General features: G+C 62.3%; 14 protein-coding genes. 12 read left to right on the forward strand and 2 right to left on the reverse strand.

Annotation, left to right across the window (positions count from 1 at the left end; translation table 11 throughout):
- Positions 1 to 66 precede the first annotated feature (66 nt).
- From ACIQF0_RS26290 to ACIQF0_RS26335, 10 genes are all read left to right on the forward strand, one after another.
- Complete coding sequence (locus ACIQF0_RS26290; protein WP_401033367.1) at positions 67 to 4113, forward strand: hypothetical protein; 4047 nt, start codon at positions 67 to 69, stop codon at positions 4111 to 4113.
- On the forward strand, positions 4103 to 5311 hold the full coding sequence (locus ACIQF0_RS26295; RefSeq protein WP_401033369.1) for an SEFIR domain-containing protein: 1209 nt from the start codon (positions 4103 to 4105) through the stop codon (positions 5309 to 5311). The genes ACIQF0_RS26290 and ACIQF0_RS26295 overlap by 11 nt, the downstream gene beginning before the upstream one ends.
- 2145 nt (positions 5312 to 7456) lie before the next feature.
- Positions 7457 to 8605 carry an IS110 family transposase gene (locus tag ACIQF0_RS26300; protein WP_401033902.1) on the forward strand — a complete coding sequence of 383 codons (1149 nt, stop codon included), beginning with the start codon at positions 7457 to 7459 and terminating at the stop codon, positions 8603 to 8605.
- 1172 nt (positions 8606 to 9777) lie between these two features.
- On the forward strand, positions 9778 to 11151 hold the full coding sequence (locus ACIQF0_RS26305) for an FAD-dependent oxidoreductase (protein WP_401033371.1): 1374 nt from the start codon (positions 9778 to 9780) through the stop codon (positions 11149 to 11151).
- A gap of 8 nt (positions 11152 to 11159) precedes the next feature.
- Positions 11160 to 12305: a hypothetical protein gene (locus ACIQF0_RS26310; RefSeq protein ID WP_401033373.1), complete on the forward strand. Its 1146-nt coding sequence runs from the start codon at positions 11160 to 11162 to the stop codon at positions 12303 to 12305.
- Positions 12305 to 13300: an Ldh family oxidoreductase gene (locus tag ACIQF0_RS26315; RefSeq protein ID WP_401033375.1), complete on the forward strand. Its 996-nt coding sequence runs from the start codon at positions 12305 to 12307 to the stop codon at positions 13298 to 13300. The genes ACIQF0_RS26310 and ACIQF0_RS26315 overlap by 1 nt, the downstream gene beginning before the upstream one ends.
- 1567 nt (positions 13301 to 14867) lie before the next feature.
- Positions 14868 to 15164 (forward strand): sugar-transfer associated ATP-grasp domain-containing protein, encoded by a 297-nt coding sequence (locus ACIQF0_RS26320; RefSeq protein WP_401033905.1) that lies wholly within the window; start codon positions 14868 to 14870, stop codon positions 15162 to 15164.
- On the forward strand, positions 15154 to 15609 hold the full coding sequence (locus tag ACIQF0_RS26325) for a hypothetical protein (protein ID WP_401033377.1): 456 nt from the start codon (positions 15154 to 15156) through the stop codon (positions 15607 to 15609). Before ACIQF0_RS26320 ends, ACIQF0_RS26325 begins: the two co-directional genes overlap by 11 nt.
- A gap of 46 nt (positions 15610 to 15655) precedes the next feature.
- The gene (locus ACIQF0_RS26330) at positions 15656 to 16651 is read left to right on the forward strand and encodes a hypothetical protein (RefSeq protein WP_401033379.1); all 996 of its coding nucleotides are present in this window, start codon (positions 15656 to 15658) and stop codon (positions 16649 to 16651) included.
- A 1324-nt stretch (positions 16652 to 17975) separates the two neighbouring features.
- The gene (locus tag ACIQF0_RS26335) at positions 17976 to 18476 is read left to right on the forward strand and encodes a hypothetical protein (RefSeq protein ID WP_401033381.1); all 501 of its coding nucleotides are present in this window, start codon (positions 17976 to 17978) and stop codon (positions 18474 to 18476) included.
- A 65-nt stretch (positions 18477 to 18541) separates the two neighbouring features.
- On the opposite strand, the gene ACIQF0_RS26340 is transcribed toward ACIQF0_RS26335, so the two are convergent.
- A complete protein-coding gene (locus ACIQF0_RS26340) occupies positions 18542 to 19051 on the reverse strand; it encodes an SAM-dependent methyltransferase (RefSeq protein ID WP_401033383.1) in 510 nt (169 codons plus the stop codon).
- Between the two features lie 1270 nt (positions 19052 to 20321).
- On the opposite strand from ACIQF0_RS26340, the gene ACIQF0_RS26345 reads away from it, so the two are divergent.
- Both ACIQF0_RS26345 and ACIQF0_RS26350 read left to right on the forward strand, forming a co-directional pair.
- Entirely contained in the window at positions 20322 to 21242 is a 921-nt protein-coding gene (locus ACIQF0_RS26345; protein ID WP_401033385.1) for a hypothetical protein, read from the forward strand.
- Positions 21242 to 22588 carry a hypothetical protein gene (locus tag ACIQF0_RS26350; RefSeq protein WP_401033387.1) on the forward strand — a complete coding sequence of 449 codons (1347 nt, stop codon included), beginning with the start codon at positions 21242 to 21244 and terminating at the stop codon, positions 22586 to 22588. Before ACIQF0_RS26345 ends, ACIQF0_RS26350 begins: the two co-directional genes overlap by 1 nt.
- A gap of 304 nt (positions 22589 to 22892) precedes the next feature.
- Here the strand turns inward: ACIQF0_RS26350 and ACIQF0_RS26355 are convergent, their stop codons facing one another.
- A complete protein-coding gene (locus tag ACIQF0_RS26355) occupies positions 22893 to 23105 on the reverse strand; it encodes a KTSC domain-containing protein (protein WP_401033389.1) in 213 nt (70 codons plus the stop codon).
- Positions 23106 to 23251: the final 146 nt, after the last annotated feature.

Raw genomic sequence — 23251 nt, forward strand, 5'->3', positions numbered from 1 at the left:
GAGATCTACGTGAAACGGAGTTCTGGCTACGGTACTGGAACCGGCCACCTTCTAGCCTGCGGACTTGTGCTGACCGCGGGCCACGTGCTGCGCGACCAGACTGGGCCGATCATTGCCCGCCACGCCGCCGGTTCGAAAAACTGGTCCTGCACCGTCGTCTGGCACGACGCCGACGCCGATGCGGCGTTGCTGCGCATCGACACACCTGACTGGACCGAACCGCCCGGCCTGCCACCGATCGCCTGGGGCCTGCTCGCCACCGAACGCGGTGAAGTGAGGTTCGAACTGTCCGGTTTCCCCTCCGGCATGGCGGCCCGCCGCGCGGACCAGTCGGTTCTGCTCCGCGACACGGCACATGGCGCGGGCAGCCTCGACGCCCGTGCAGACGCGGACGGTCTGCTGCGCGGCACCCTCGACCATCCGATTCCCCCTTCGCCTCAAGGGGAACTGCGCTGGAAAGGAGCGTCGGGGGCTGGAGCGACGGTGGAGGGGTGTCTGGTCGGCATTGTGGTGCGCGAAGCCGGAACCAGCGGTCGTCGCCTGCTGATCGTCCCCGTCACGACCCTGTTGGAACGCCCTGGGTTTCTCGACCACGTCGGTCCTGTCGCCTGTGCTCCCGCGGAGTTGCAGCCGATCCTGACGACCGAAGGACCACGCCAGGCGCACTCGCCGGTCTCCCTGCTGGCACCGGAGGCGGAGGCCGTGCAGTTCCACGGCCGGGACGCCGTGGTCGCCGAACTCACGTCCTGGCGCGACGAACCCAGCCGGTTCTCGGTGCGGCTCGTCACCGGGCAGGGCGGTCAGGGCAAGACGCGCCTGGCCCGCCATCTGATCGCGCTCGCCCGAGAACGCGGCTGGAGCGCCGGATCTCTAGCCGATCGCGTCGGCGGCTCAGAACTGGCGATGCTGGATGAGGTGACCACACCACTTCTGCTCGTCGTCGACTACGCCGAGGACAGGTTTTCCCAATTGGTCGAACTCGCGACGGTGCTGCGCAAAGCGTTGGCTCGCAGACCGAACTCACGGATCAGGCTGGTGTTGCTGGCCCGTGCTCAGCACGAGTGGTGGCCGCGGCTGCAGCGCGAGGTCCCGCTGCTGCGGTCGTTCTCCGTCGGAACCGTGCTACCGCTGCCGCCACTGGAGCCCACGGCCGCCGCGAGATCGACGGCGCTGCGCGCGGCGGTCGCTGACCTGAGTGCGAGAATCCACGAGGTCGTCGGCCATCCCGCCGTGGTTCAGACCGCGTTGTCCGGCCTGAACCTCCCGGACGTGTCCGGCGAGCGCTTCGCCTGCGCCTTGAACCTGCAGATCACCGGCTTGATCACGGTGCTCCAGGCGGTCGACCCGGTGGACGTGACCAAGGACGAGGACGACGAGGCGATCCTGCTTCGGCACGAACAGAAGTTCTGGAAGCGCACGGCCGCGCGGTTCGGTCTGGACGGACTGGGACTCGCGGCGCGACGACGACTGGTCGGAGCGGCGGCACTGTGCCAGGCCGACGATCGCGACGAGGCCCAGGCGGTCCTCCTCCGGATGAACGTCGCACCGGAGCTTCGCGATGGCACTGCACGGTGGCTCTCGTCCCTGTACCCCGCCTGGAACGCGTACTGGGGGCCGCTGGTTCCTGACAGGGTCGGTGAGTACCTCATCAGCGTCGTCATCTCGGACGATCCGGATCTCCTGCCGGACGTGGTTCCCCATGTCGCGAGGAGACAGGCGTTGCGAGCGCTGCGCGTCCTCGCCCGCGCGGACATCCACCGCTCAACCGCGACGGCGATCCACGACCTGATCACCGGGCATTCCGGGCAACTCGCGACGGTCGCGGTGGAGGCGGCGACCACGGTCGAGCACCCGGCACCGCTGCGCCGTGCCCTGGAAACGGTGACGCTTGATGCTGACGCTGGACTGCTCTCCCTCATGTACGACGCGACTCCTCTGCAAAGCCAAGCCCTGGAGGAATGGGCCGCAGTCCTCGCCGATCGCCTCGCCCAAGCCGCCCGCGCCGCGTTTGAATCCCGGAAGTCCGGTCAGCTGAAAGCGGATCTGGCACGCCGGCTCAACGAACATGCTGTCCGGCTTCAGGCCAGGGGGCGGCACCGCGAGGCGCTCCTGCGCACCACGGAGTCGGTGTCACTCCGTCAGACAGCCGTGGAAGATCCGGCCGATCTGCACAGGCTAGTCATCTCGCTCAACACCCACGTGAACGCGCTGACCGAGACCGGCGATCTGCTCGGCGCACGCGAAGCAGCCGACGAACTCGTCCGCCTCAGCAAGAAGAGCGCGCGGTTCGACCCGGCCGACCTGCCCATGGCCCTGTACGGCCTGTCCATCCGTGCGGGGGATCTGGGCGACCACCCCGCCGCGGTGGACGCCGCCGTCGCTGCGTTGCGGCACTACCGGCAACTCGCGCGGAACGACCCGGAGGCCTATCGCCCCGACGTCGCCCTGGCTCTGGGCCAGGTCGCGCTCAGTTCCTCTGAAGCGGGGCACCACGAGGAGGCGGTCCGAGCGGCACACGAGGCGGTCGGCATCTACCGGGAACTCGCGGTGGAACTGCCGGACGCCTACTCCGTCGAGCTGGCCAGAGTGATCGGCACCCTGGCCTCGACGCTGCGGGCGTCGGGACGGTCAACGGAAGCGGCTGTTCACGCCGAGGAGAGCACACGTCTGCACAGGCGAATCCTCAAGGAAGCGCCGGATGCCGACCCCACGTGGTTGTGCGGCGCACTTACGACCTACGCGGAAACCCTCTTCGATGCGGGCGAGGAGGCAGAGGCGTTGCGCGTTTTCCGCGAGGTTGTGTCCATCAGGCGACTTCAGTACGAGACAACGCGGGAGCTTGAGCCGACGCGGTACGCGGAGGCCTTGTACAACGAGGCGTTGGCGTTGTGTGTAATTGATGAGTTCAAGGCGGCGCTGGCCTCGGCTGAGCAGGCCGTGCAGATCCGTCGGAAGTCAGCGGACTTCCTGCCTCGTGCCCACGGGCCGTCACTGGCCGTGACCTTGAACGTGATGACCGTCTGCTTGCTGGGGCTGGATCGTGCAGATGAAGCGCTGGCGACTGCGGACGAAGCGGTGTCGACGTGCCGCAGACTGAACGAGATCGAGCCTGAGACTCACCTGGATCAACTCGTCGATGCCCTGGCGATGAGAGCAGACGCGTTGCAGGCGGCCGACGACGTGGTGACAGCGCTGACGGACCTGGACGAGGCCGTGTCGTGGCAGCGCCGACTCGTGCGCCACGACCCGTCCGCCTTACCCTCGCTGGTGAAGCTGCTGACCGACTTCGCACACCTGCTGGCCCAGAGCGGGGACCTTGCTCGCGCGGTCTCGGTCGCGGAGGAGTGCGTTCTACTAGCTCGGCGACCACAGGAGGACGTCGATGTCACCCTCGCCACAGCTCTGAACGAATACGCGATCGTGTTGTCGAACGCCGATCAGCGGGTGGCGATGCTGCCCGCGAGCGAAGAGGCGTACCTCCTCTGGCGCGCGCTCGCGAAGCACGAGCCAGAACAGCACAGTGCGGGCCTGGGCACTTCAGTGCACCTCCTGTCGGTGTGCCTGGTGGAGAACCAGCGTGCGGACGAGGCACTCCGCGTGGTGAAGAAGCACTTGAAGTTCCTCAACGAACTTGCGGCGGAAGACCCGGAGGTCTACCTGCCGATGCAGGCGCACGCTCAGGTCACCCAGGCGGCGGCGCTGATCGAGATCGGGAAGGCCCGCAAGGCGTTGACCGTTGCGGACCAGGCGCTGGCGGTGTTCGCCGGATCTGACGAGTTCGCATCCGACGCGGCGGCAGCAGAGGAGGAACGGGTGAAGGCGTTGTCCGCCTTGAAGAAGCACGACCTCGCGTTGCTCGCCGCCGACGCAGGACTGCGCGTGCTCAAGGGGCTGGCCGAGGCTGATCCGGTTCTGCACAACCCGTATCTCGCTTCAATGCTGCGCGTTCGTGCCGAGGCTCTCGCCGCCGCTGGCGCCACGTCACCGGCGATCGCCTTGGCGGACGCCGCGGTCGCGCTCTACTCACAGTTGGTCTCCGACCACCCCGGCTTCTTCGGTACTGAGCTCGAATCAGCCCGCAGGACGAGGCGCGAGGTGTCAAATGACCGTTGAGGACAAGCGCCCTCGGGTCTTCGTGTCCTATGCGCACGACTCCGATCAACACCGGCAGGACGTTCGCCGGTTCGCGCATTTCCTCCGCAGGAGCGGCGGCCTCGACGTCCGCCTCGACGAGTGGAGCACGCACGAACGGCGGGACTGGTCGGTGTGGATGATCGATCAACTGCGGAACGCCGACTTCGTGCTGGTCATCGCATCACCAGCGTACAAGCGACGCGCGGAGGGCACGGCCGCGGCAGCGGACGGTCGGGGAGTCCAGTTCGAAGCGGCCCTGCTGCGGGACTTTCTCACCATGGATCGGCCGACCTGGGTCCCCAAGGTGCTGCCGGTCCTGCTGCCAGGGCGGTCGATCGACGAGATCCCGGTCTTCCTCCAGCCCTACTCGGCGGGTCGGTACGTGGTCGAGTCACTCACGATCGAAGGCATGGACGAGCTCTACCGCGTTCTCACGGGTCAGCCCCGGTATCCCTTGCCCGACATGGGGCAGGTCCTTTCACTGCCTCCAGCGCAGAAAAGTGGTGAGCTCAGTCTGGCGGAGGAGCAGATCGGACCGGGTCGTTCCTGGGTGTTCCAGCGGTCCATCGGAATGCGTGCCACTGGCCCCGTCACTACGTACTGGCTCCACACCAGCGGATCGAACGCGGCCGTGACCCGGCGACGCGCGGTGCTGCTCGACGTTTGCCGCATGCTCAGCGCGACAGCGGCAGTTCCTGGCGTTCCTCGGCTGCTCGACCACACCTGTACGCCGACCGACATCACGCTGGTAGTCGCCAGGACGACGGCACCCAGCTTGCGCGACTTGTACTTCCCTCCGCCGCTGTCGGCGACACGCGTGCCGCAGTTCGTCGAGGCGATGCATTCGCTGTGCCGAACGTTGCAGGAGTGGCATCACCGCGGCTTCAGCCATCAAGCCCTCACTCCGGACAGCATCGTGTTCGTGGACGGCGGCCGGCTTCCGAGGTTGCTCGACATCGGCCTCGCCGGAACAGAAGCAGAGGACTCCGAAGGACCGCTGACAGATGTGATGCAACTCGGCGCGATCGCGGCAGAGGCGTTGGCGGGCACACCGTTGTCGCACAGGACAACAGCACTGCTCGCCGACGCGCAGTCGCCTGTTCCCAGGCACAGGCCACGAGACGCATCCGCGTTCGGAACGGAACTGCGACTCTCCATGACTTTCGGGAACACCTGAGCCCTGACTCAGACGGCCGGGAACAACCACTCGCAGCTCGTGTTCTCCGGCGTGAACACGGGCTCGATCTCGGTGCTGGCCGCGGTATTCCGCAGACGTGCACGCCCGCGATAGACCTTCCGAGCGGCCGTCCGCACTGGCGAACCGCGTTACCGGGACGCGCTGGCGTCGTTCCTGGCCAAGACCGATCGCTTGCCAGACGCCTTGCAGCTGTGGAACGACCCGGCTCTGCTCAGTGACCCCCGCCTACCTGCACCACCGTTTCGACGCTCAGACCCGTGCTGGCCGTGCGGATGAGGCTTTGACCCAGCTGACCGAGATGGCCGCAGAAGGCCCTCTGTGGGCCATGCGGCTCCTAGCTGAGGTAACGAGCGTGTGTGGGGTGCCAGAACTCTGCAGTCGGCGGCTGAGCTGCGGTCAACGTTCCATCGTTCTGGCGGCATGGCTGGCGGTCGTCGGGCATGATCGCGTCCCGTGCTGGTCCGCTTACCTTGCCTTCACCCACGCCTTCGCCGCGCTGCGGCTACTGCCACTGACTGACCGCGAGAAGGACGTCGAGATTCTCACTCTTCGCGACCAACTCACCGTCTTGCAACGCCAGCTCGGTGATCGATGCCCACAACTCCGACCTGAGGACAGGCGTTCCTCCCCGCGCTCCTGACGCTGCTGGCCCGCGCAACTCTGCGCCGACTCCGACTGCTGGTCAGCCCGGACACGATGTTGCGATGGCATCGTGACCTGGCGAAGCGTCGCCACACCCAGGCGAGCCGGCGTCGAAGGCCTGGACGTCCGCGCACCGTGGCATCGGTTCGTCGCCTTGTCCTGCGTCTGGCGGCCGAGAACTCCTCGTGAGGCTATCGGCGCATCCGCAGAGAACTCGCCCTCCTCGGCGTCACGATCGCTCCGTCGACCGTGTGGGAGATCCTCAAAGCGGCTGGCGTCGACTCGGCGCCACACCGAGCGACTGTGACGTGGGCCGAGTTTCTGTGCTCTCAGGCGGAGGTAGTTCTGGCGATGGATTTCGTCGAGACCGTCACGCTGACCGGCGCACGCCAGAACATCCTCGCCGCTGTCCATCACGCCGGTAGGCGCGTGTGCATTCTCGGCACCATCGCGCACACCACACATGCCTGAGTGACACAGGCCGTCCGGAATCTCCTGATGGACCTAGAGGACGCCGGCAGCCTTGCACGGGTCAGGCTTCTCATCCGTGATCGTGACGGCAAGTAGCCCAGTGCAGGCCTCAGGAACGCGCTCGACTCAGGTCGTGTTGGCCTACTCCGTACACGTTCACGGCTTTGAAATCGACGCCGCCAAGGCAGTGATTGGTCTGCTTCGGATGCCCGCGTCGACGGGGCTGATGTGACGTGCAACGAGGCGATTCTGCTACCACTTTGCTACCGAGGCTCCGAGAGTAGGGAGCGAGGAGCACCGAGAGGCCTTCGATCTGCGCAGGTCAGAGGCTTCGGGTGCAAGGATGATGCCCGAGAGCGAACCTAGTGACCTCTTCGGTAGTGGCGAATAGATCACAGGCTGGATGGGTGACAAGTCGCTGACCTGTGGATTCGCAGTCCGCAGACCTGAGGTTGGCAGGGCGGTTCCGCCCTACGCAACGCAAACGGCCTGCCGATGGAATCCATCGGCAGGCCGTTTGATCAGGTAAACACACTGTGGGCGATACTGGGATCGAACCAGTGACCTCTTCGGTGTGAACTATGGCGCTGATACCGCGCTGACCTGCGGAAATGAGACTCCTGCAGGTCGGCGCGGGTCCGTTCAGGTCCATTGAGGACCGTTCAGCCATGTTCAACGCACGAAGCTGCTCCCAATCTGCTCCCACTCCGTGCTCCCAAGGCTCGTCGACTCTGTCTCGTCTGAGGCCGGCGTGCACGCTCGGCGGCTACTTAGAGACTTGGTTCACGACCGGTGTCTGGCCAGACTCGGTCCAGGTGCCTGGCGAGGCGCTCTCTCGTTTGCGGCTGCCCGCCGGTTCGTTGGTGTGGCTCTCTCATGGCTTGCGGTCTCACCAGGCACCGCGTGAGGAGAGGCTCGAAAGGGGGTTTGTTCTGCTCGAAGTAGCGGTGCCCTCCTTGCTGTCAGCTCTTGATCCGCGGCCAGGGAGGCATCGTGAGAGTGATCATCGGGATGGATCCGCACAAGCGGTCAGCGACGATCGAGGTGATCGACCGGCAGGCTCGAGTGCTGGCCACGGGCACCTACGGCACCGACAACGACGGTTATGGCCGGATGCTGTGCGCGGGCCGTGCATTTCCCGAGCGAGTCTGGGCTGTTGAGGGCTGCAACGGCATCGGCAAACACCTTGCGCACCGACTTGTGCACGACGGGGAGACTGTCGTCGACGTACCGGCGAAGCTGTCCGCACAGGTGCGGGTGTTCGCGGTCGGCAACGGCCGCAAGACCGACCCGGTCGAGGCACACTCGGTCGCGCTCGTCGCGTTGCGCACACCCAACCTGGTGACCATCGCGATCGATCCCGACCTGCAGGTTCTGGGGATGCTGGTCGATCGCCGCGACGAACTCGGCCGCGCGAAGACCCAGACGATCAACCGGCTGCACCGGTTGCTGCTCGAACTGCTGCCCGGCGGGGCGAAACGCTTCCTCTCCGCGCTGCAGGCCCGCGCGGCGATCGCCACCATCCGGCCACGCGACATCGTGGGCAAGACCCGCCGCAGGCTCGTGGTCGAGCTGATCGGTGAGCTCGAGGGCATCGACAAGAAGATCAAATCGATCGACAAGGACCTCACTGCGCTCGTCGTCTCCCGCGGATCAACGCTGCTGGAGTTGCACGGCATCGGCCCGTCTGGGGCCGCCCGGCTGCTCGCCGACGTCGGAGACGTCACCCGATTCGCTACCCGTGACCGGTTCGCTTCCTGGAACGGCACCGCGCCGCTGGACGCCTCGTCGGGTCAGCAACTGCGCCACCGGCTCTCCCGCGCGGGCAACCGGCGCATCAACCGGACCCTGCACATCATGGCCGCCGTCCAGCTGCGCAACCCCACCGAAGGCCGCGCCTACTTCAACGCCCGCAAGGCCGCCGACAAGACCTCCATGGAGGCCATGCGCGCACTCAAACGCCGACTGTCCAATGTGGTCTACCAACGGATGCTGCGCGACCAGAAGGCCAGCGATGCGGCAGGCCCGAGAGGGCATTCGGGGACGACTCTGCAATCCAGCGTGACCGACCTGACCCCGGACATCGGCTCTTCGGACAAGCCACAACCCGGACCCACCACACCCCAGCATAAACCTCGACTCAGCTACGCCTTGACATAAAGGGGAGCCATGAGAGGACGTCAGTCGAACACGGTCAGCGTCGACCAGGAGACCGGACGTGTCACGGTCACGTTCGCCGATAGCGATTCTTTGTACGGTCTACTCGCGATTCGTACGGGTCACCGTCGGGACTCGGCTGCGTAACACCCGGAAAGCGGTGCGTGAGCCGAACCGCCATCATCCCTCGCGCGCCGGCTACGACGACAAGGTCGTCGGGGAGTGATTTGATGCGCCACAGCTGAGTCCCTGCCCAGATGTGGTGCTCCTCCTTGGTTTCCGGGAACCAGAGTCTCAGCGAAGCTGTGAAGCCACCGGAGAAGATGACGGTGCGGCCGTGATGTTCCGCCATCTCGACCGCGTTGAGTGCCATTCCATGAGCCCGCTGGAGCTGCGTCCCGGTGACGAGAGTGGATTGCCCCGTAACAGTTGACGGCTGAAACCGATGGGTCTGGTGAGCTTTGCACTGAATGCGGCATGGCTCGCAATGCGGGAGTGTCGAGCACTACCTCTGCTCTGCTCGGTTGCTGAGGCGGGACCAGAAGGAAGGGAACAGCGGTGTCCATGCCACCTGGAATTTCTCGTCCTTCGGGGCGCGCGTCTGCCAACACGTTCGTAGCTGCGGGAGTGTTGGTCGCGCTCCTGGCGTGGCCTATACCGATCTCGTCAAGTGGTGGTTCGGCCGGTCAGGGCGACGTGCCGACGTCAACATGGTCCGGCACTGCAGTGGAGGACCCGACGTCAAGTAGCGCCACCAACCCAGGAGCCTCGACCACAGCAACGGCGTTGCCTCCGGGGCCTGCACCCTCGGACAGTTCACGTGGCATCTCCACTCGTGCGGCTACACCTGTACGTTCGGCGAACTCTCATCTATGCCTGGAGATCGACGGCTTCTACAGCCAGTACAGGGTGAGGCCGAACCAGTATCGGGCTGATCGCGACATTAAGTTCACCGTGCACGTTTCCGACGACGCGGGCGGAGTAAGCACTGGCTGCTACGCCACGATCACAGCCGTCCAGAACGATGGTCTGATCAAGAAGGACGAGTCGGGTTGGTATTCCACCTTAGGTGGATCAACCTTCATGCGGGTGCCTACACCCTTCAGTTCGACGTCCCTACGAGACACGAGATCATCGCCGAGACTACTCTCCTCAGTCGGTGAAAGGAGCAGAGAGTGTCGCAACTCGTAGACATCGTCGTGATCGGGGCCGGAAGCGCAGGCCTGCTCTCCGCGATCTCTTCGCTCCAGGCAGGCGCGCGAAGCGTGGTGGTTCTCGAGTCAGCGCCGGAGTACCTAGCGGGCGGAAACAGTAGTCTCACAAAAAACCTGCGCTTCATCCACAACGGACGAGCGATGGCGGACTTCTTGTCGGGAAGACAGGACAGTGTTCCTTCGAGTGACAGATTCGATCCGTACTCTGGTTCCGATTTCCTTCGTGACTGGCTGCGCCTTTCGGATCCCAGTTTCGACCGCAGCCTCATCCGCTCAATCATCGAACGTTCCGAGAAGACCATCGTTTGGATGCACTCGATAGGGCACAGATGGAAGTACGAGCGAACGATCCTGCCCGGCGCCATCAACCTTCACTTGGACGGCGGAGGGCAGGGCCTCCAGCGGAGGAACCTCATGGCTTTTTTCTCCCTAGGTGGCCGGATCTACTTTAACGCAACAATTGAGCACTTCGCCTTCGATTCGGGTCATTGGGTAGTCACGGATTCTGTCGGCAGAACATGGAAGGCCTGGTCGCTCGTGCTCGCTGCTGGTGGATTCGAAGCGAGCACGAGACTGAGAGTGAAGCATCTTGGCGAGAAGTGGCGAAGTGTCCCGCTGCGCGGGGTGCCCTTCAATACCGGACATGTTCTCGAGACCGCCCTGGCAATGGGGGCTCGGCCGTCCGGTAGATGGGATAGTTGCCACGCCACACCACAATCCCTGGATGCGCCGGCGCATCGTCATCCCGGGCAGATGCACCAAGCGCATGCTGCGAACCGCTATGCGTACCCTCTCGGTGTGGTCGTCGACGCCAGCGGACGGCGATTCTTCAAGGAGTCCGAGGACTATGGTAACCACACATATGCCAGCCTGGGCGCAGCAATGATCGAGAAAGCGAATGGATTCGCCTATCAGGTCTTTTCGGGTGAAGTAGTTGCTAATCCACTATTTCCGAAGCACTACTTTGACAGCGATTCCTCCTATTCTGCCCGGACCTTGCGTCAACTCGCCCATGAGTTAGCCGTAAGTCCGGAGACATTTGAAGAATCTATCTTGGAGTCGGGCAAGGGCTACTCAATTCAAGAGGGTTGGTATGCCTTTCCGACGAGGTCTGGCCTCACTTTCACCTACGGCGGCCTCAAGGTGGGAATTGATGGATCGGTGATCGGTGACTCGGACGCCCCCATCAAGGGTCTATTCGCTGCAGGGGAGATTGTCGGTGGATTGTTCGGGCCTGGCTATCCGGGAGGATCGGGACTCACCGCGGGAGCGGTCCTAGGGCGTGCTTCTGGCGCGAGCGCGGCCTTGCACGCCCTGAACAGTTCCCAGTCGTAGGAGTGTCCATGCGCGATCGAACCCCAATCTTCCTCTCATGCCATTTCCCTCCCTCGCCCATTGCTGAGCTTTGCAAGAAGATCGCCGATGCTGTGGGCCTCGAGCTTATAACCGCAGATGCTCCTCGCCCGGAATTAATCGGCGACAAGGTGCGCAAACTAATTGAGCAGACGGAGGCTACGGTAGTTCTGTGGGAGGATCCTCGCGTGGACAATCCCGCCTCGTTTGACTGGTTGATTTCGGAGTCCGCAACCGCGCAAGCACTTGGTCGCCCAGTCGCGATCGTTCTGGCCGCAAGAACGCGCCCCCTCCCTAAGTCTCTGCCGAGGGAGCTCGAAGCGGTCGACGTAACCAAACCCGACGCGGACGACAACGCCATCGCGCTAATGCGGTACTTCGCCGCACTTGCGCGGGTGCTAAATAACGGTCGAGGTGACGCCCCACGTATAGCGTATCGCCGCCTCGCCGTCGACCATCTATTGAGGTTCCAGTCCTCTGGGCTGCTTCAAGTAGAGACTCAGATCGAGATTCTTGCACTTCGGGGTAATCTCGCTGACAGCACACACTCTATGTACATGAACTATAAGATTCGTGAGCCTGCTCCGCCGGACGTGAGCGGATGGCCGATAATGCTAATCGGACTCGATTCTAGACGTGAATTTCGATTGATCAGGGTGCGGGACCAGACGTCAAAGTACACCTTCGAAGTGGGAATCGACCCGCCATTAAAAGAAGGGGACACTACCAAGTATGGATGGCGCAGTCCCTGGCTTGGTTACACGCCGTTGTCTCGAAACGACATCGCGCCTCTGTCGCCCATTGAAGATTTCCTGTTCGGTGTGGACGAGGTTGAGCATCACTGGTTCGTGAATCATCCCACCGATAGGTTGAGCATTACTCTGGAGTTCGACACCGCGCTCAAGGTTGTCGACTTCCAAGCAATGAGCTTTGTTGGCAGACTTTTTCGAAAGAGTAGCACGGACAGAAGTGAGACAGCTCGAATTGCCCCATTCCTCTCAACAAATGCGTTTATGGATCGGAACACTGTCCGCCTCGACGTGGACGCGCCGCTGACCGGAAATACGTACGTGATCTACTATCCACGTCCGGAAGGGTGGAAGCCTTCCGGACCCGGTTCCCGCAAGGAGAAATAGTGCGACTGCCCTGGCTTCAGATATCCGACGCCATCAAGGACCGGCTGACGAGTGCAGGTGCTCCGGGTATATGGGCTGCCAACATCTCTGACGAAGTTATGTATGCCGAGGTTAGTGGTAGGCAAACGCATGGATTCGACATGCTTGAAGCGATGCTAACGCGAACAGAGCGTACCTGTGAAATCCCACTCGTTGAGGACAACGTCTCATCTGCTGGACTTGTCGTCGAAGCAAAAGGGCACCCTGGCCCGGTGGTTGCAGCGGCTGCCGTGGATGGAGCACGTCGCGCGGCCGACGAGCACGGCATCGGCGTCGCTGCGGCTCGCAGTGCGTCAACATTTCTTGCGGCTGGTTACCACCCTTATCAGCTTGCGCTTACCGGTCGCTACGCCACCATCGCCGTCAGCGTAGCCAAGGCACGGGTGGCGCCGATCGGTGCGCGCCGAGCTGTCCTAGGTACCAATCCGCTGGCGATCGGCGCGCCGAGTACGCACGGGCCCTTGGTCATCGACATTGCCATGACACCGCTGCCCGCGGCCGAGGTTCGGCGAAGGGCGAAGACTGGCGAGCCACTACCGCCGGGACTAGCGGTGGACAGCGAGGGCGAACCGACTACTGACGCCGCAGCGGCGACTGAGGGGGCAATTTTTCCCTTTGGAGGCTATAAGGGTAGCGGCCTCGCAGTGCTGATCGAGGCGCTGGCTGGTGGGTTGCTGGGGGTCAAGTGCGGACTTCGACATGGGGACCTTCGAGGCATGGTATTCATTGTTATTAAGGCAGATCTGTGGGCATCTGCCGACACAGTGTCGTCTGCCATTGGAGACTTGATCGAGGACATCACGAGTTCACCCCCTCTTGGTGGAGAGCCACCTGCGGCACCTGGCCTTCGGACTCACCGGGCCATCACCACCGCCCTCACTTATGGCGTCGAGTTGCAGCCATCCCGGCTCGCGAAGCTGACGGCGCTTGGCGTCGACCTTCCGAGTTCACGATGACGGGGTCAAGCCCACGCAATGGCCTGTATCCCACCTACATCGATTCGGGCCTCCTCCGCCGCTGCGAGCAACTTGATGCAACTCTGAGTATTCGTCGTGATCTTGCAAAGGCGACGACAGATAGGGCCCCCCGTTGGGTGGTGTTCTCAGGACCGACAGGCGCTGGCAAGTCGACCCTAGCTGCCGCGGTTGCTGCGTGTATCGGCATCCGCTACATCATATGCACAGACATGCTGGCCAGAGTTTGGGGTGGGGAATCGAACCCATTTCGGCAGCCGACTCACCGCGCATGGAAGCTTGTCTCGAACGTTGAAAGCGAGGACGCTCACAGACTCGGTCTTGAGATGCAGTACTCTGCCGCAGAGGCAATGCTGGAGGACTTACTCGTGCATTCTGTCGCAAACGTTCAGCACATTATCCTCGAGGGCGCGGTTTTGTACCCAGCCAATGTCGATCGTCTTCTCGATGGCAGTCCGGTGAAGTGCGCGAGGATTCAGTTAACTGCACCAATCGAGCGTGTGCTAGGAGAGTTCTTAGACGAGCGATCGCGAAGTACCTTCATGCATAAGCCTGCGACGGACTATGGAACAGATGCGCGACGGCGATACCGCTTTCTGTACAGCGAGTGGGATAGATCGGGCGCCCCATGGGACTGCATATACAATGACGGGGCGCTTGGCGACGTTGTCGAGGCTACCCTGCGAACCATTGCCGACTGCTTGGGTTCAGACGGGTGAAGTCGCCAGCGCGGCTTCAGTGCCCAAATCTGCAAAGGGTGGCGAAGCTGCCAACTTCGTTGCGCCTAGCCGGCGCTGCGGACACGTCAGTAGATGTGCGCACGAGTACCTATCTTGCGCATCACGCTCTCCCGGTTTGTAGGGCGCTGATCAGAAGTAAGGCGGTCGAAGCGCCCCTGCCGGCGGCCCTAGCGGTAGCTATCCGCCGGAGACTGACCGAGGCCGACCTGTCAAGATATGGACTTATAGGTGCCCCGCTCAATTGGCGGCAACTAAGCGACTATGTTGGGTATGAGCAGCGCAACCATTTTCGGAGAGGCAATAGTTGCCTGGGTTGTATTGCAGTCCTGAAGATCAAGGGGCTGGTGCAGCAGTTGGCTGCGGCGTCAGGCTTGCCGTCCTCGACGGTTCATGTGCTGGTGGCTGGGAGCCAGTGCTTTGCCGTCACATTGGACTTCACACTGCTTCCGGGAAATGATCCACTGCTTCCGGCTGGCCGCTACATCGTTAAGCCTGCTACCGGTCGTTGGGGGAGCGGCTGCATCGCTACAGACCTAGCACTGCCTCAGCGCGCCAGTGCTCTGACCTCAACGACTGCTCTCGATGACGCTTGGTTCGTCGTTGAGGGCCGCTTGGATCCTCGATTGACCAGGCACGCCAATTGCGCCACACCGACCTTCCGCGTTCTGACCTGGCGGCGCCATGGTGAGACATCAGTCGTCGACCTTGCCTTCCGCGAGAATCTCACGGCGGGGAGTGTCGTTGACAACTGGAGCGCCGGCGGCGTTGCTTGGCCTTGGGGCTCGACGACCGCGGCCTGGGGCGTGGGGATGCCCAAGTACGGACCGCCAACCACGGATCCCCCTCCACCCCTTCCATCAGCCGACCTGATCGAGGACGTCGTAGCGATAGCTCAGCGATGCCACGACCTCGTCCCATGCCTCGAGACTGTGGGATGGGACATCGCCGATGCCCGACAGGGCCCAACATTGCTTGAGGGCAACCACGACTGGGACGTCGTGTTACCTCAGAGACTGAGGGGTGTCGGTCTTCGACACCTGTTCCGCAGGGCCACGGCTGGGCGTTACCCTCCGTACAGTCGGTGGAAGGAGCAGCGTGGAACGTGAAATTAAGGCGCGAATAGGTGATGTTGACGCCGCCCAGGACCAGATTGAACGAAGCGGCGGGATTGGACTAGGGATTAGTAGTTATCACTACACCTACTTCTTTCAGCCACCTGGTCATGTTTTGAAGCTGACAAGTCACGAAGGTGAGGTTCACCGGACCCGCATGCGGCGAGATGGCGACACTTTTATCATTACGGAAAAGACGCTAATTGCCAATCCGGACAATGAACTCGAGTCCCTTGGATCTCGATACGGAATCAAGCGCGTCATGCATAACCGCAGAACTAGGTATCAGCTAGGAGATGCGACTGTCAGTATCAACGAGATCTCTGGACTCGGGATCTTCCTCATCGTCGCCTCAGATAGTCCCACCATAGAGCAAGTGCGGCACCTGCTGGGGACAGAGAGCCCGAACTTGGTCGTCGACTCGTTCGACGACCTGTAACGCATCACTCTTTCCGTTACGTCGACGTGTAGCGAGTGGAGGGCTCATGCTTAGCGTAATCAGGAGGGACATTTCTGAAATCGTCTCCGCTTGTCAGGCGCTTGATGTGCAGGGGGGCGTCGTGGGTACGATCGGCGTAGAGTTTGAAGAGCCGAGCACCCGAACGCGTCTCTCGACTTTGGCTGCCTGCGCGGAACTCGGATTGCATGCGGTAGAGATTGTTGAGCGGTCCCGCCTGTCGATTAGCAAAGGTGAAAACTTAGCCGACTCATATCAGGTGATGGGAGAGATCTTCGATCTCTTTGCTTGCAGAACGACAGCGGTCGGTATGCCGCACCGAATCTCTCGATGGACGTCCAAACCAGTCCTAAACCTCGGGGATGGTCCTGGTGAGCATCCGTCGCAAGCTGTTAGCGCCGCAGTTGCAGCCCTAGACCATGGCCTTGATTTCAGGGACCTGACCCTAGGCGTTTGGGGCGACATAGTGAAGGCTCGAACGATCTTCTCAACCGTTATGACGTTCCTCCTCCTCGGCGCTCGGGTTCGGCTGGTTTCTATGGTGGAGGGAGAGATACCCGATCGACTTCTCACAGCAGCTACGCAATTGGGGCTCGATCAACGACTCGTGCATCTGCCGCATAAGTCAGACCTGGTCGGCGTCGACGTTATGTATATTACTCGGCTCCAACAAGAAAGGCGAGCGCAGTTCACTGCGCCGTCGCATCTGACGCTAGATCTCGAGGACATTGAGGGTGTACGCCTGGTGCTCCACCCTCTGCCCAGGGGTGCCGAGGTCACCGAGAAATTATGGGCGGCTCTCCGGCCTGGCCTTCTCGCACACGTTCGGCGAACTAAGCGAGTTCGTAAAAGGCTTCTTCAGGGCCTCGCACATGGGCACTGGACCGCCTGGGGGGAAGGCGTTTCGTGGACACACGCTAGTCATCCTCCTGGACAATGTTCCTTTACATCCGCAGAGGAAATACCATTCTTCGCTCAGTCTGAGTCCAAACACTGCGCCGCCTGCTGGTCACGACTGTGGTGACCTCGTATCTGCTTCAGTATGGTGCGTGGAGGCACGCACGCCTACCTGCGCCGAGGCCAGCGCCTTGGGAGTGGGCCACGCCGGATACTGTCGATGCGGCACTTCGTGATGCGCTTGTCAAGCCAGAGTTTCAAGTTGCAATTGAAGGGCTCCTCGGGCGGCCTGGAGCTGTCAAGCGAGTCCTTTCTCGTGCACGCGGGAGCGATGGGCGACGTCAACTCAGGTTTCTCAGAGATACTTTCGCCAGCCTCACGCTCGGACATCACACGGGCAGAAAAGGTGGTGTGGCCAGTGTTTCGTTGGTGGATCCAACGCCTCATCAGACCTTGCGCACACCGTACATTCCTCGCTGGGCTAGGTCGTCTGCGATTGAGATTCTGCGTTATTCAACTGAAGGCGTACGCAAGGTTCATGGCAAGGATGTAGGTCCGAGGCCGTATCAGATTTGTGTTACGGACCCTGTTGAGCTGCACTCGGCCGCCGTACATTCCGCGATCGATTCTACGATGATGGTTGGCCGCATCTTAGAAGGGGTCCTAACAGCGACACGGAAGTCCACGTCACGGGCCTTGGTGTTGCCGTATGCCGTTGACTATCTCCTGCCTTCAGACGCCAGCGACCCACTGCTTCTCGAGGTCCATAGTCCATGGCGCGCGGTGGGAGCTTCGATGTTGGCCACAAGCCTGCTCCGGGGCACGCAGGCGAGCTTCTCGACGCTGCCACCCGACGGCAATCATGTGAATGTTAGCGGTTCCGAGGCGGGTGCGCGGTCGGCCGTATCAGTGCACGCCGTGCCGCACCGATTGGGGGATCCGTTTTATGAGCTCGATCTTGCCTTCGCCAGGACCTTCTTTCGTTCCCAGGGACATCGGATAGTCGCGGGGCCGGGGATAGCGGCAAGTGAAGTTGACGAGTACGTCTCATCCATCCAGTTCGGTGGAGGTACAGAAATCCAGCTAGGCGTCATGAGTCGACGCTCCTACTGGCGGAGAGTTTGGGACGAAGTATCGGCCAGTCAAGCGGGCTGGGCGCTATTGTCCCGGTCGTCACAGTGGAAGTTGGGTGACATCGTCGAGCGTCTTGGTCACTGGGTAGTAGCCAAAGAGGATGCCAATCTGCCTTGGTGGGCCCCGCAAAGTCGGAGAGTGGATTTCTTGTGTCTCGGAATCCCTGACGATATCTCACGACTGAGGCGCCGAACTGAGCGCGGAGACGTCCTGGTCGAGTCTCTGGTGCCAAACTCGGTGGACGACAACGGGAGGAGCGGCGAACTGCGAATATTCGGCGTTATTTCTGGATAGGCACCTTTAAGGAGGTTAATCCTATGGAAGAACCACTTGACGCGGGCCTCTGGAATCCACCCGTGGTCGATCCGGATCAATCGATTGACACGGCGATGCTCATTGAACAATACAAGACTTATGTGTCTCTCGCTGACAAGGTTAGCGAGCGTCGAAGCACCGCCAATTCATTCTTCCTGGCAATCCACTCAGCGGCAGTCGCTGTCCTGGCTGTTCTGTGGAAGGATCGACCAGTTGACGTTAGTCCGTGGCTACTGATTCTTCCTTGTGTAATACAAACACTTGTCTGCATTTGGTGGTGGACTCTCCTTCAGCGATACAGAAAGTTGAATAGCGTCAAGTTTGCCGTAGTTGGGGCCCTGGAACGTCAGCTTCCGGCGTCGCCTTGGTGGGCTGAGTATCAGGAGCTTAAACGTCAAGCATCCGGTAAGGGCTACCCATCGCTCGCAAGAGTCGAATCGATGATTCCAATTGCGTTTGGAGCGCTGTATATCGGAGGGTTGGTCGTTGCAGTATCTGCATGACAGACTGGGCAGACCGATTGTTCCTGCAGAGAAGAACCTGGGACTGCACCTCTGCATGTGTCGACCTATGGGATCGACGCCGTTGAACGAAGCTGGTGTGGTGTGCCGCCGATTTGTCTATTGCACCTGGGCGACGCAGCCGTGCCCAACCGTCGCCGGTAGGTCGTGACCAGCTCGCCGGGCTGGTTGTCGTCCGAGATGAACAGCAGCACATCGATCATCAGCAGCGTGACCGGCTCGGACATGTCGAGCAGCCGCCGAATCGCAGGGTGGTCGAGGATCTTCTCCGGCTCCCGGATCTCGGCCTGGATGATCGTTACGAACAGGTTGCTTGCCAGTAGTTGTGGGCGTGGGCATGGACCCACCGGCTGGTAGTCGACATACACCACGAGCGACTCCAGGTCGACTCGGGCACGTTGCCGACGGTTGGAATGACCGGCCCGAGTCGAGGAATGCCGGATGCCCTGGTTGAGACAGAACCGATCGTCAGTATCAATTACATCTTGAGCTGCTGCGGTGCCAGAATTACGAATAGCTGGCCTTGCTGACCGCGAGCGGTGCTCGGTCTCGACCACCTGGACATGCTGACCTCCCACAACAATCTTGCAGGTGCCAACGAATCGGTGGGTGATCTGTGTCGGGTCATCCCGCTGTACGAGGCTGCGCTCGCCGACTGCGAGCGGCTGCTTAGCGGCCGACATCCGAAGACGAACTCGCCGGCGCGAACTTAGCGTTGAGCGGACGCGCCTTGCGAACTGGGGCACGACATCTGCGAACTCGAGGTCACCTGCCGAAGGCAATCCCATATCTGGACGCTCGCATGCACCTACATTACGTCGAAGTGGCCGCTTGGCCGCGGCGACAGGCTGTGCTCGAGGCTGGTGCACACAGAACTACGAAGCGCTCACTACTTCAGGCTCCTCGTCACGGAGCCGTTCAATGCCGTTGACCTGCGCTTTGGTGCAGTTGAGGTCGCTTCGAGGACTCCTTCAGTGTGAACTATGGCACCAATACCGCGCTGACCTGCGGAAACAAGACTCCTGCAGGTCGGTGCGGGTTCATTCAGGTCCATTGATGACCGTTCCGGCATGTTGAGCGCGCGGAGCTGCTCCCAATCTGCTCCCACTCCGTGCTCCCAAGGCTAATGACTCTGTCTCGTCTGTGGTCGGCGTGCACGCTCGGCGACAGAAGTGGATGTTTGACCGCTGTTGAACATTTCTGGTTTGGGGTGATCGCGTGCGCACCCCACCGAGGGTGGACGAGGCGGTTGCCCCCAGCCTGGACACCTTCGAACGCATGCTGACCAGTCTGTGCTGACAGGTTGCTTGACTTGATGCTGAACCACCGTTCGAGCTTGTCCGAACTGAGCCTCGGCGCCAGGTTCCGCGAGCCTGAGATCGAGGCGGTGTCCGTCGCGGGTGCGGTAGTGGACGCGCCAGGACTGCACGCGGATCTGCTCTGTCCAGGCCATGATGGCCTCTCGGGTGTACTGGAGCAGAGGCCTCAGTTGTGCGCCCAAGCTTCATGAACGCAAGCTGACCCGACAATCGGTCTTGATGCCCTGGAACGGCAACGCCCGACTTCAACCCCTTGGGCCCCGGTGGATGACCTTCATCGGTTCAACGTCGGGCCTGTTCGCGTGTGTAGGGATCATCGGACACGTTTTTCGCCGTATCGACCGTCAATTCGACTAGATCGAATCCTTGTGGACCTCTGCCCCAACCGCCGGCGGTCCGGCGAGTAGGACAAAAATCTTGTGGAACGAGTGGGGGGACGCGCGGACCCGGCGCCTAGAACCAGATCAGGCGGGTGGAACCCCCGACGCCACCTGCTACGGGAGACGGCATGACGGAAGCGCGACGACAATCGGGACACCCCGAGGACGATGATCACGCCCAGGCCTGGGCGATGCTGTCCGACGAGGAACTCGCCGAGGTCGTTGCCGAGGCGGTGACCAGTGAGGACGTCGTCCGTGCCGAGGCTGCGCTGCTCGGTGCGGACGCGGCCGCGAGTTCCGACGCGGAGCGGTTCGAGCGGATCGAGGCCGACCGCCGAATGGTCGAGCTGCTCGCGTCGACCGGGTTCACCGGTCCGCGGTTCGACGGGGTGTTTCCCAGGCTGAGCGGCCGGATGATCGGGTACGCCTACCCGATCATCCGGCTGTGGGTTCGCGAAGGGCAGATCTTCCGCGAGTGTCTGCGGTACCGCGGCCACATCAACCCGGCCGCAGCCGCGGCGGCGAGGGCGTGGTCTGACGCCGAGCGTGAAGAAGCGGTGATGGACACCCTCCTTCGCGGCGTCGACTTCTTTCTCGACTACGGGCTCCGCAAGGGGAAGTGGGACCACCGTCGGGGAGCCACCCTGGCGACCTACTTCATCGGGTCGTGCGTGTGCTGCTTCATCAAGGTCTGCAACGACCGGTGGAAGCAGGACCAGCTGCAGGAGGCGTTCATCCGCTCCGGCTCCCGCAACGAGCAGGTCGATGGCGACGGGACCATCGACCTCGCGGAGCACCTGGTGGATCCGGGGATGGACCCCGGCGAGCGGGCGCTGCTGCGCGTCGAGGCGGCGAACGCCATGTCGGCGATCACCGACGAGAAGGTGCGCCAGGTGCTGGCGTTGCGCATGACGGGGATGACTCAGGCCGCGGCCGCCGACGAGGTTGGGCTGACCGCCAAGGCCGTCGAGCGCAGGCTCCACACGCAGCGCCGGAAGCTCCGGCCGCCGAATTCCACCAGCACAAACGAGGACGAGGGGAGGTCGTGATGACCTTCAACACCAGCAACGAGATCGACCTGTGCTTCCCGCCCACCGCCGATGAGATGGCGACCGCGTTCGAGGATGAGTTCGACCGGTTGCTCGAGCAGTCCAGCCTGGGGGCCTCTAATGCGCGCGCAATCCAGGAGTTGGCCGGAGCCGATGTCGTCGAGCAGGTGCAAAGCCGTCTCGATCGCAAGCACGGCGAAGACGGTTCGGCTGAACCCGAGGGCGATGTCGACGACTTCCTGCTCAGCCTCGTGTGCTGGGCGGCTGCGCCGGGCAAGCGGGACCAGCTTCACAACATGCACGTTCGTTTGAAGTTCTGGAAGAGTGCGCCGTTTCCGATCTCCTTCCTGGCCCCGGAGAGGGAGAGCAGGGGCACGGCCATCGCGATGGTCGCCTGGCTCGCTGAGGCGAACGTGTTCGAGCACGTGCGGCGGGACATCGCCAGGTCGGTGCTCGACCTGACCTTCCGCAGCGAGGGCATGCCCCTCGGTGTGCTGCTTCTATTGCAGCACAGCGCATTGCCGTGCAGCGGTGTAATCGACGACTTGACCTGCCGACGCCCGCGGGCCGCGCTCACGGACTGGGTGAGCTGGTGCGAGCGGCGTGGGCTTCCGATGGTCTCGCTTCCACCGGCCGCGACTTGCCCTGCTTTGGAAAGGGCGGCGACGGAGCAGGGCGATGAACAACGTGACGCCGCACGGAAAACTCCGCACGAGCTTTGGACGCGTGTTGAGAAGGGCCATCCAGACACGCGTCTGGTCCGGCCGCACGACATGCTCGACGACCTGGTCATAGCCATCGAGCAGTTCGCCGTGCGCTGGCACAGCAACTTCGCGGAGGTGTGGTCGGCGTCGATTCCCCCACCTGCCAGGGAAACGGCCGATGTCACGCCGCTCATGGGTGCCATGCTCGGGCTGATGCACGAAGGACCGCAAACTAGCAGGATTCTTGTGCCTGCGGTGCACCGACGATTCCAATTGCCGGATGTCACTCACGCGGGCGTATGCGATTCACTGGGGCGTTTGAACAAGAGTGGCCTGATCCAACCCACCAGCAGAGGCCGTGCGATCAGGCGGTACGAACTCACCAGTTTGGGGAGAGCAACGTTCCGGCAATGGCTGTTGGGCGAGCAGGGACCGGACAGGGGAGGGGTGGTGCTGGGAATGCTCAGCACCACGTCGTTCACGGAGGAACAGCAGACCAGGCTGGTCGTCCTGTCCAGGGTGCTGACGATCGACGACGACCAGGCCCGTGCCCTGAAGAAGTGGATGACCGCGAAGCAGGTCACGATCAACGACACCTGCCACCGCATTCTGGTGAACCTCATCGGCACAGGCCGGCCGTGAACGATCGCCCCGGCTCGCACGAGTCCGATGGAGGACTGCCGGACCGCCCGCAACGACCGTTGTCCCGAACAGGCACCGGTTCTGCTCGACGGCGGCCCCCCGCCCGGCACACGACACCTAAGGCGTTTCAACGGCGCAGCGACAGGAGATGAGGCAGGTTTCTGTAACACGCCCCCGAGTTTCTGACCATGACGACGTGACGTGTCCTGGCGTCAGTGATGGCGGCAGGACACGGGAGAACGACGATGGCGGGACATGACCTATACGGGTCTCCTGCGGGCGGCGTCGACCGACTCGTCACCTGTCAGCTGACTCGCAGCGTTGCGTAGTGGTCACGGATGTGGGCGTGGAAGTACTTGCCATGACTCGTGGCCTTGATGAACTGAGCGTGCACCTCGACAGGCACCGCCTGATACCTGTAGGTGCTGCCGTCTGTGAACGTCACCTCTAGGAGGGTTGACGACGCGTCGTAACCGATGGAGCGGATGTTGGATGAGGTGACCTGCTGGTGATGCATGTCTCTCCGATCTGTCAACGAGGTCCTTGACCTGCGGATTTGGCCCTCTTGAGTAAAAATGTCGGTGGTGCGCGGTACAACATCGGTAGCGGACTCGGGGAGGGCTGATGGCAGGCAGTGGGCGTCATGACGACTGGGATCTGACC

Origin of the sequence: Lentzea sp. NPDC092896, from assembly GCF_044754905.1 — a bacterium.
GTDB lineage: Bacteria > Actinomycetota > Actinomycetes > Mycobacteriales > Pseudonocardiaceae > Lentzea.

Bases quoted from the DNA above. Each gene is read 5' to 3' on its own strand.
- ACIQF0_RS26295 (WP_401033369.1), top strand. From the start codon at position 4,103: ATGACCGTTGAGGACAAGCGCCCTCGGGTCTTCGTGTCCTATGCGCAC.
- ACIQF0_RS26300 (WP_401033902.1), top strand. From the start codon at position 7,457: ATGGATCCGCACAAGCGGTCAGCGACGATCGAGGTGATCGACCGGCAG.
- ACIQF0_RS26310 (WP_401033373.1), top strand. From the start codon at position 11,160: ATGCGCGATCGAACCCCAATCTTCCTCTCATGCCATTTCCCTCCCTCG.
- ACIQF0_RS26320 (WP_401033905.1), top strand. From the start codon at position 14,868: ATGCCCAAGTACGGACCGCCAACCACGGATCCCCCTCCACCCCTTCCA.
- ACIQF0_RS26330 (WP_401033379.1), top strand. From the start codon at position 15,656: ATGCTTAGCGTAATCAGGAGGGACATTTCTGAAATCGTCTCCGCTTGT.
- ACIQF0_RS26335 (WP_401033381.1), top strand. From the start codon at position 17,976: ATGGAAGAACCACTTGACGCGGGCCTCTGGAATCCACCCGTGGTCGAT.
- ACIQF0_RS26345 (WP_401033385.1), top strand. From the start codon at position 20,322: ATGACGGAAGCGCGACGACAATCGGGACACCCCGAGGACGATGATCAC.
- ACIQF0_RS26350 (WP_401033387.1), top strand. From the start codon at position 21,242: ATGACCTTCAACACCAGCAACGAGATCGACCTGTGCTTCCCGCCCACC.
- ACIQF0_RS26355 (WP_401033389.1), bottom strand. From the start codon at position 23,105: ATGCATCACCAGCAGGTCACCTCATCCAACATCCGCTCCATCGGTTAC.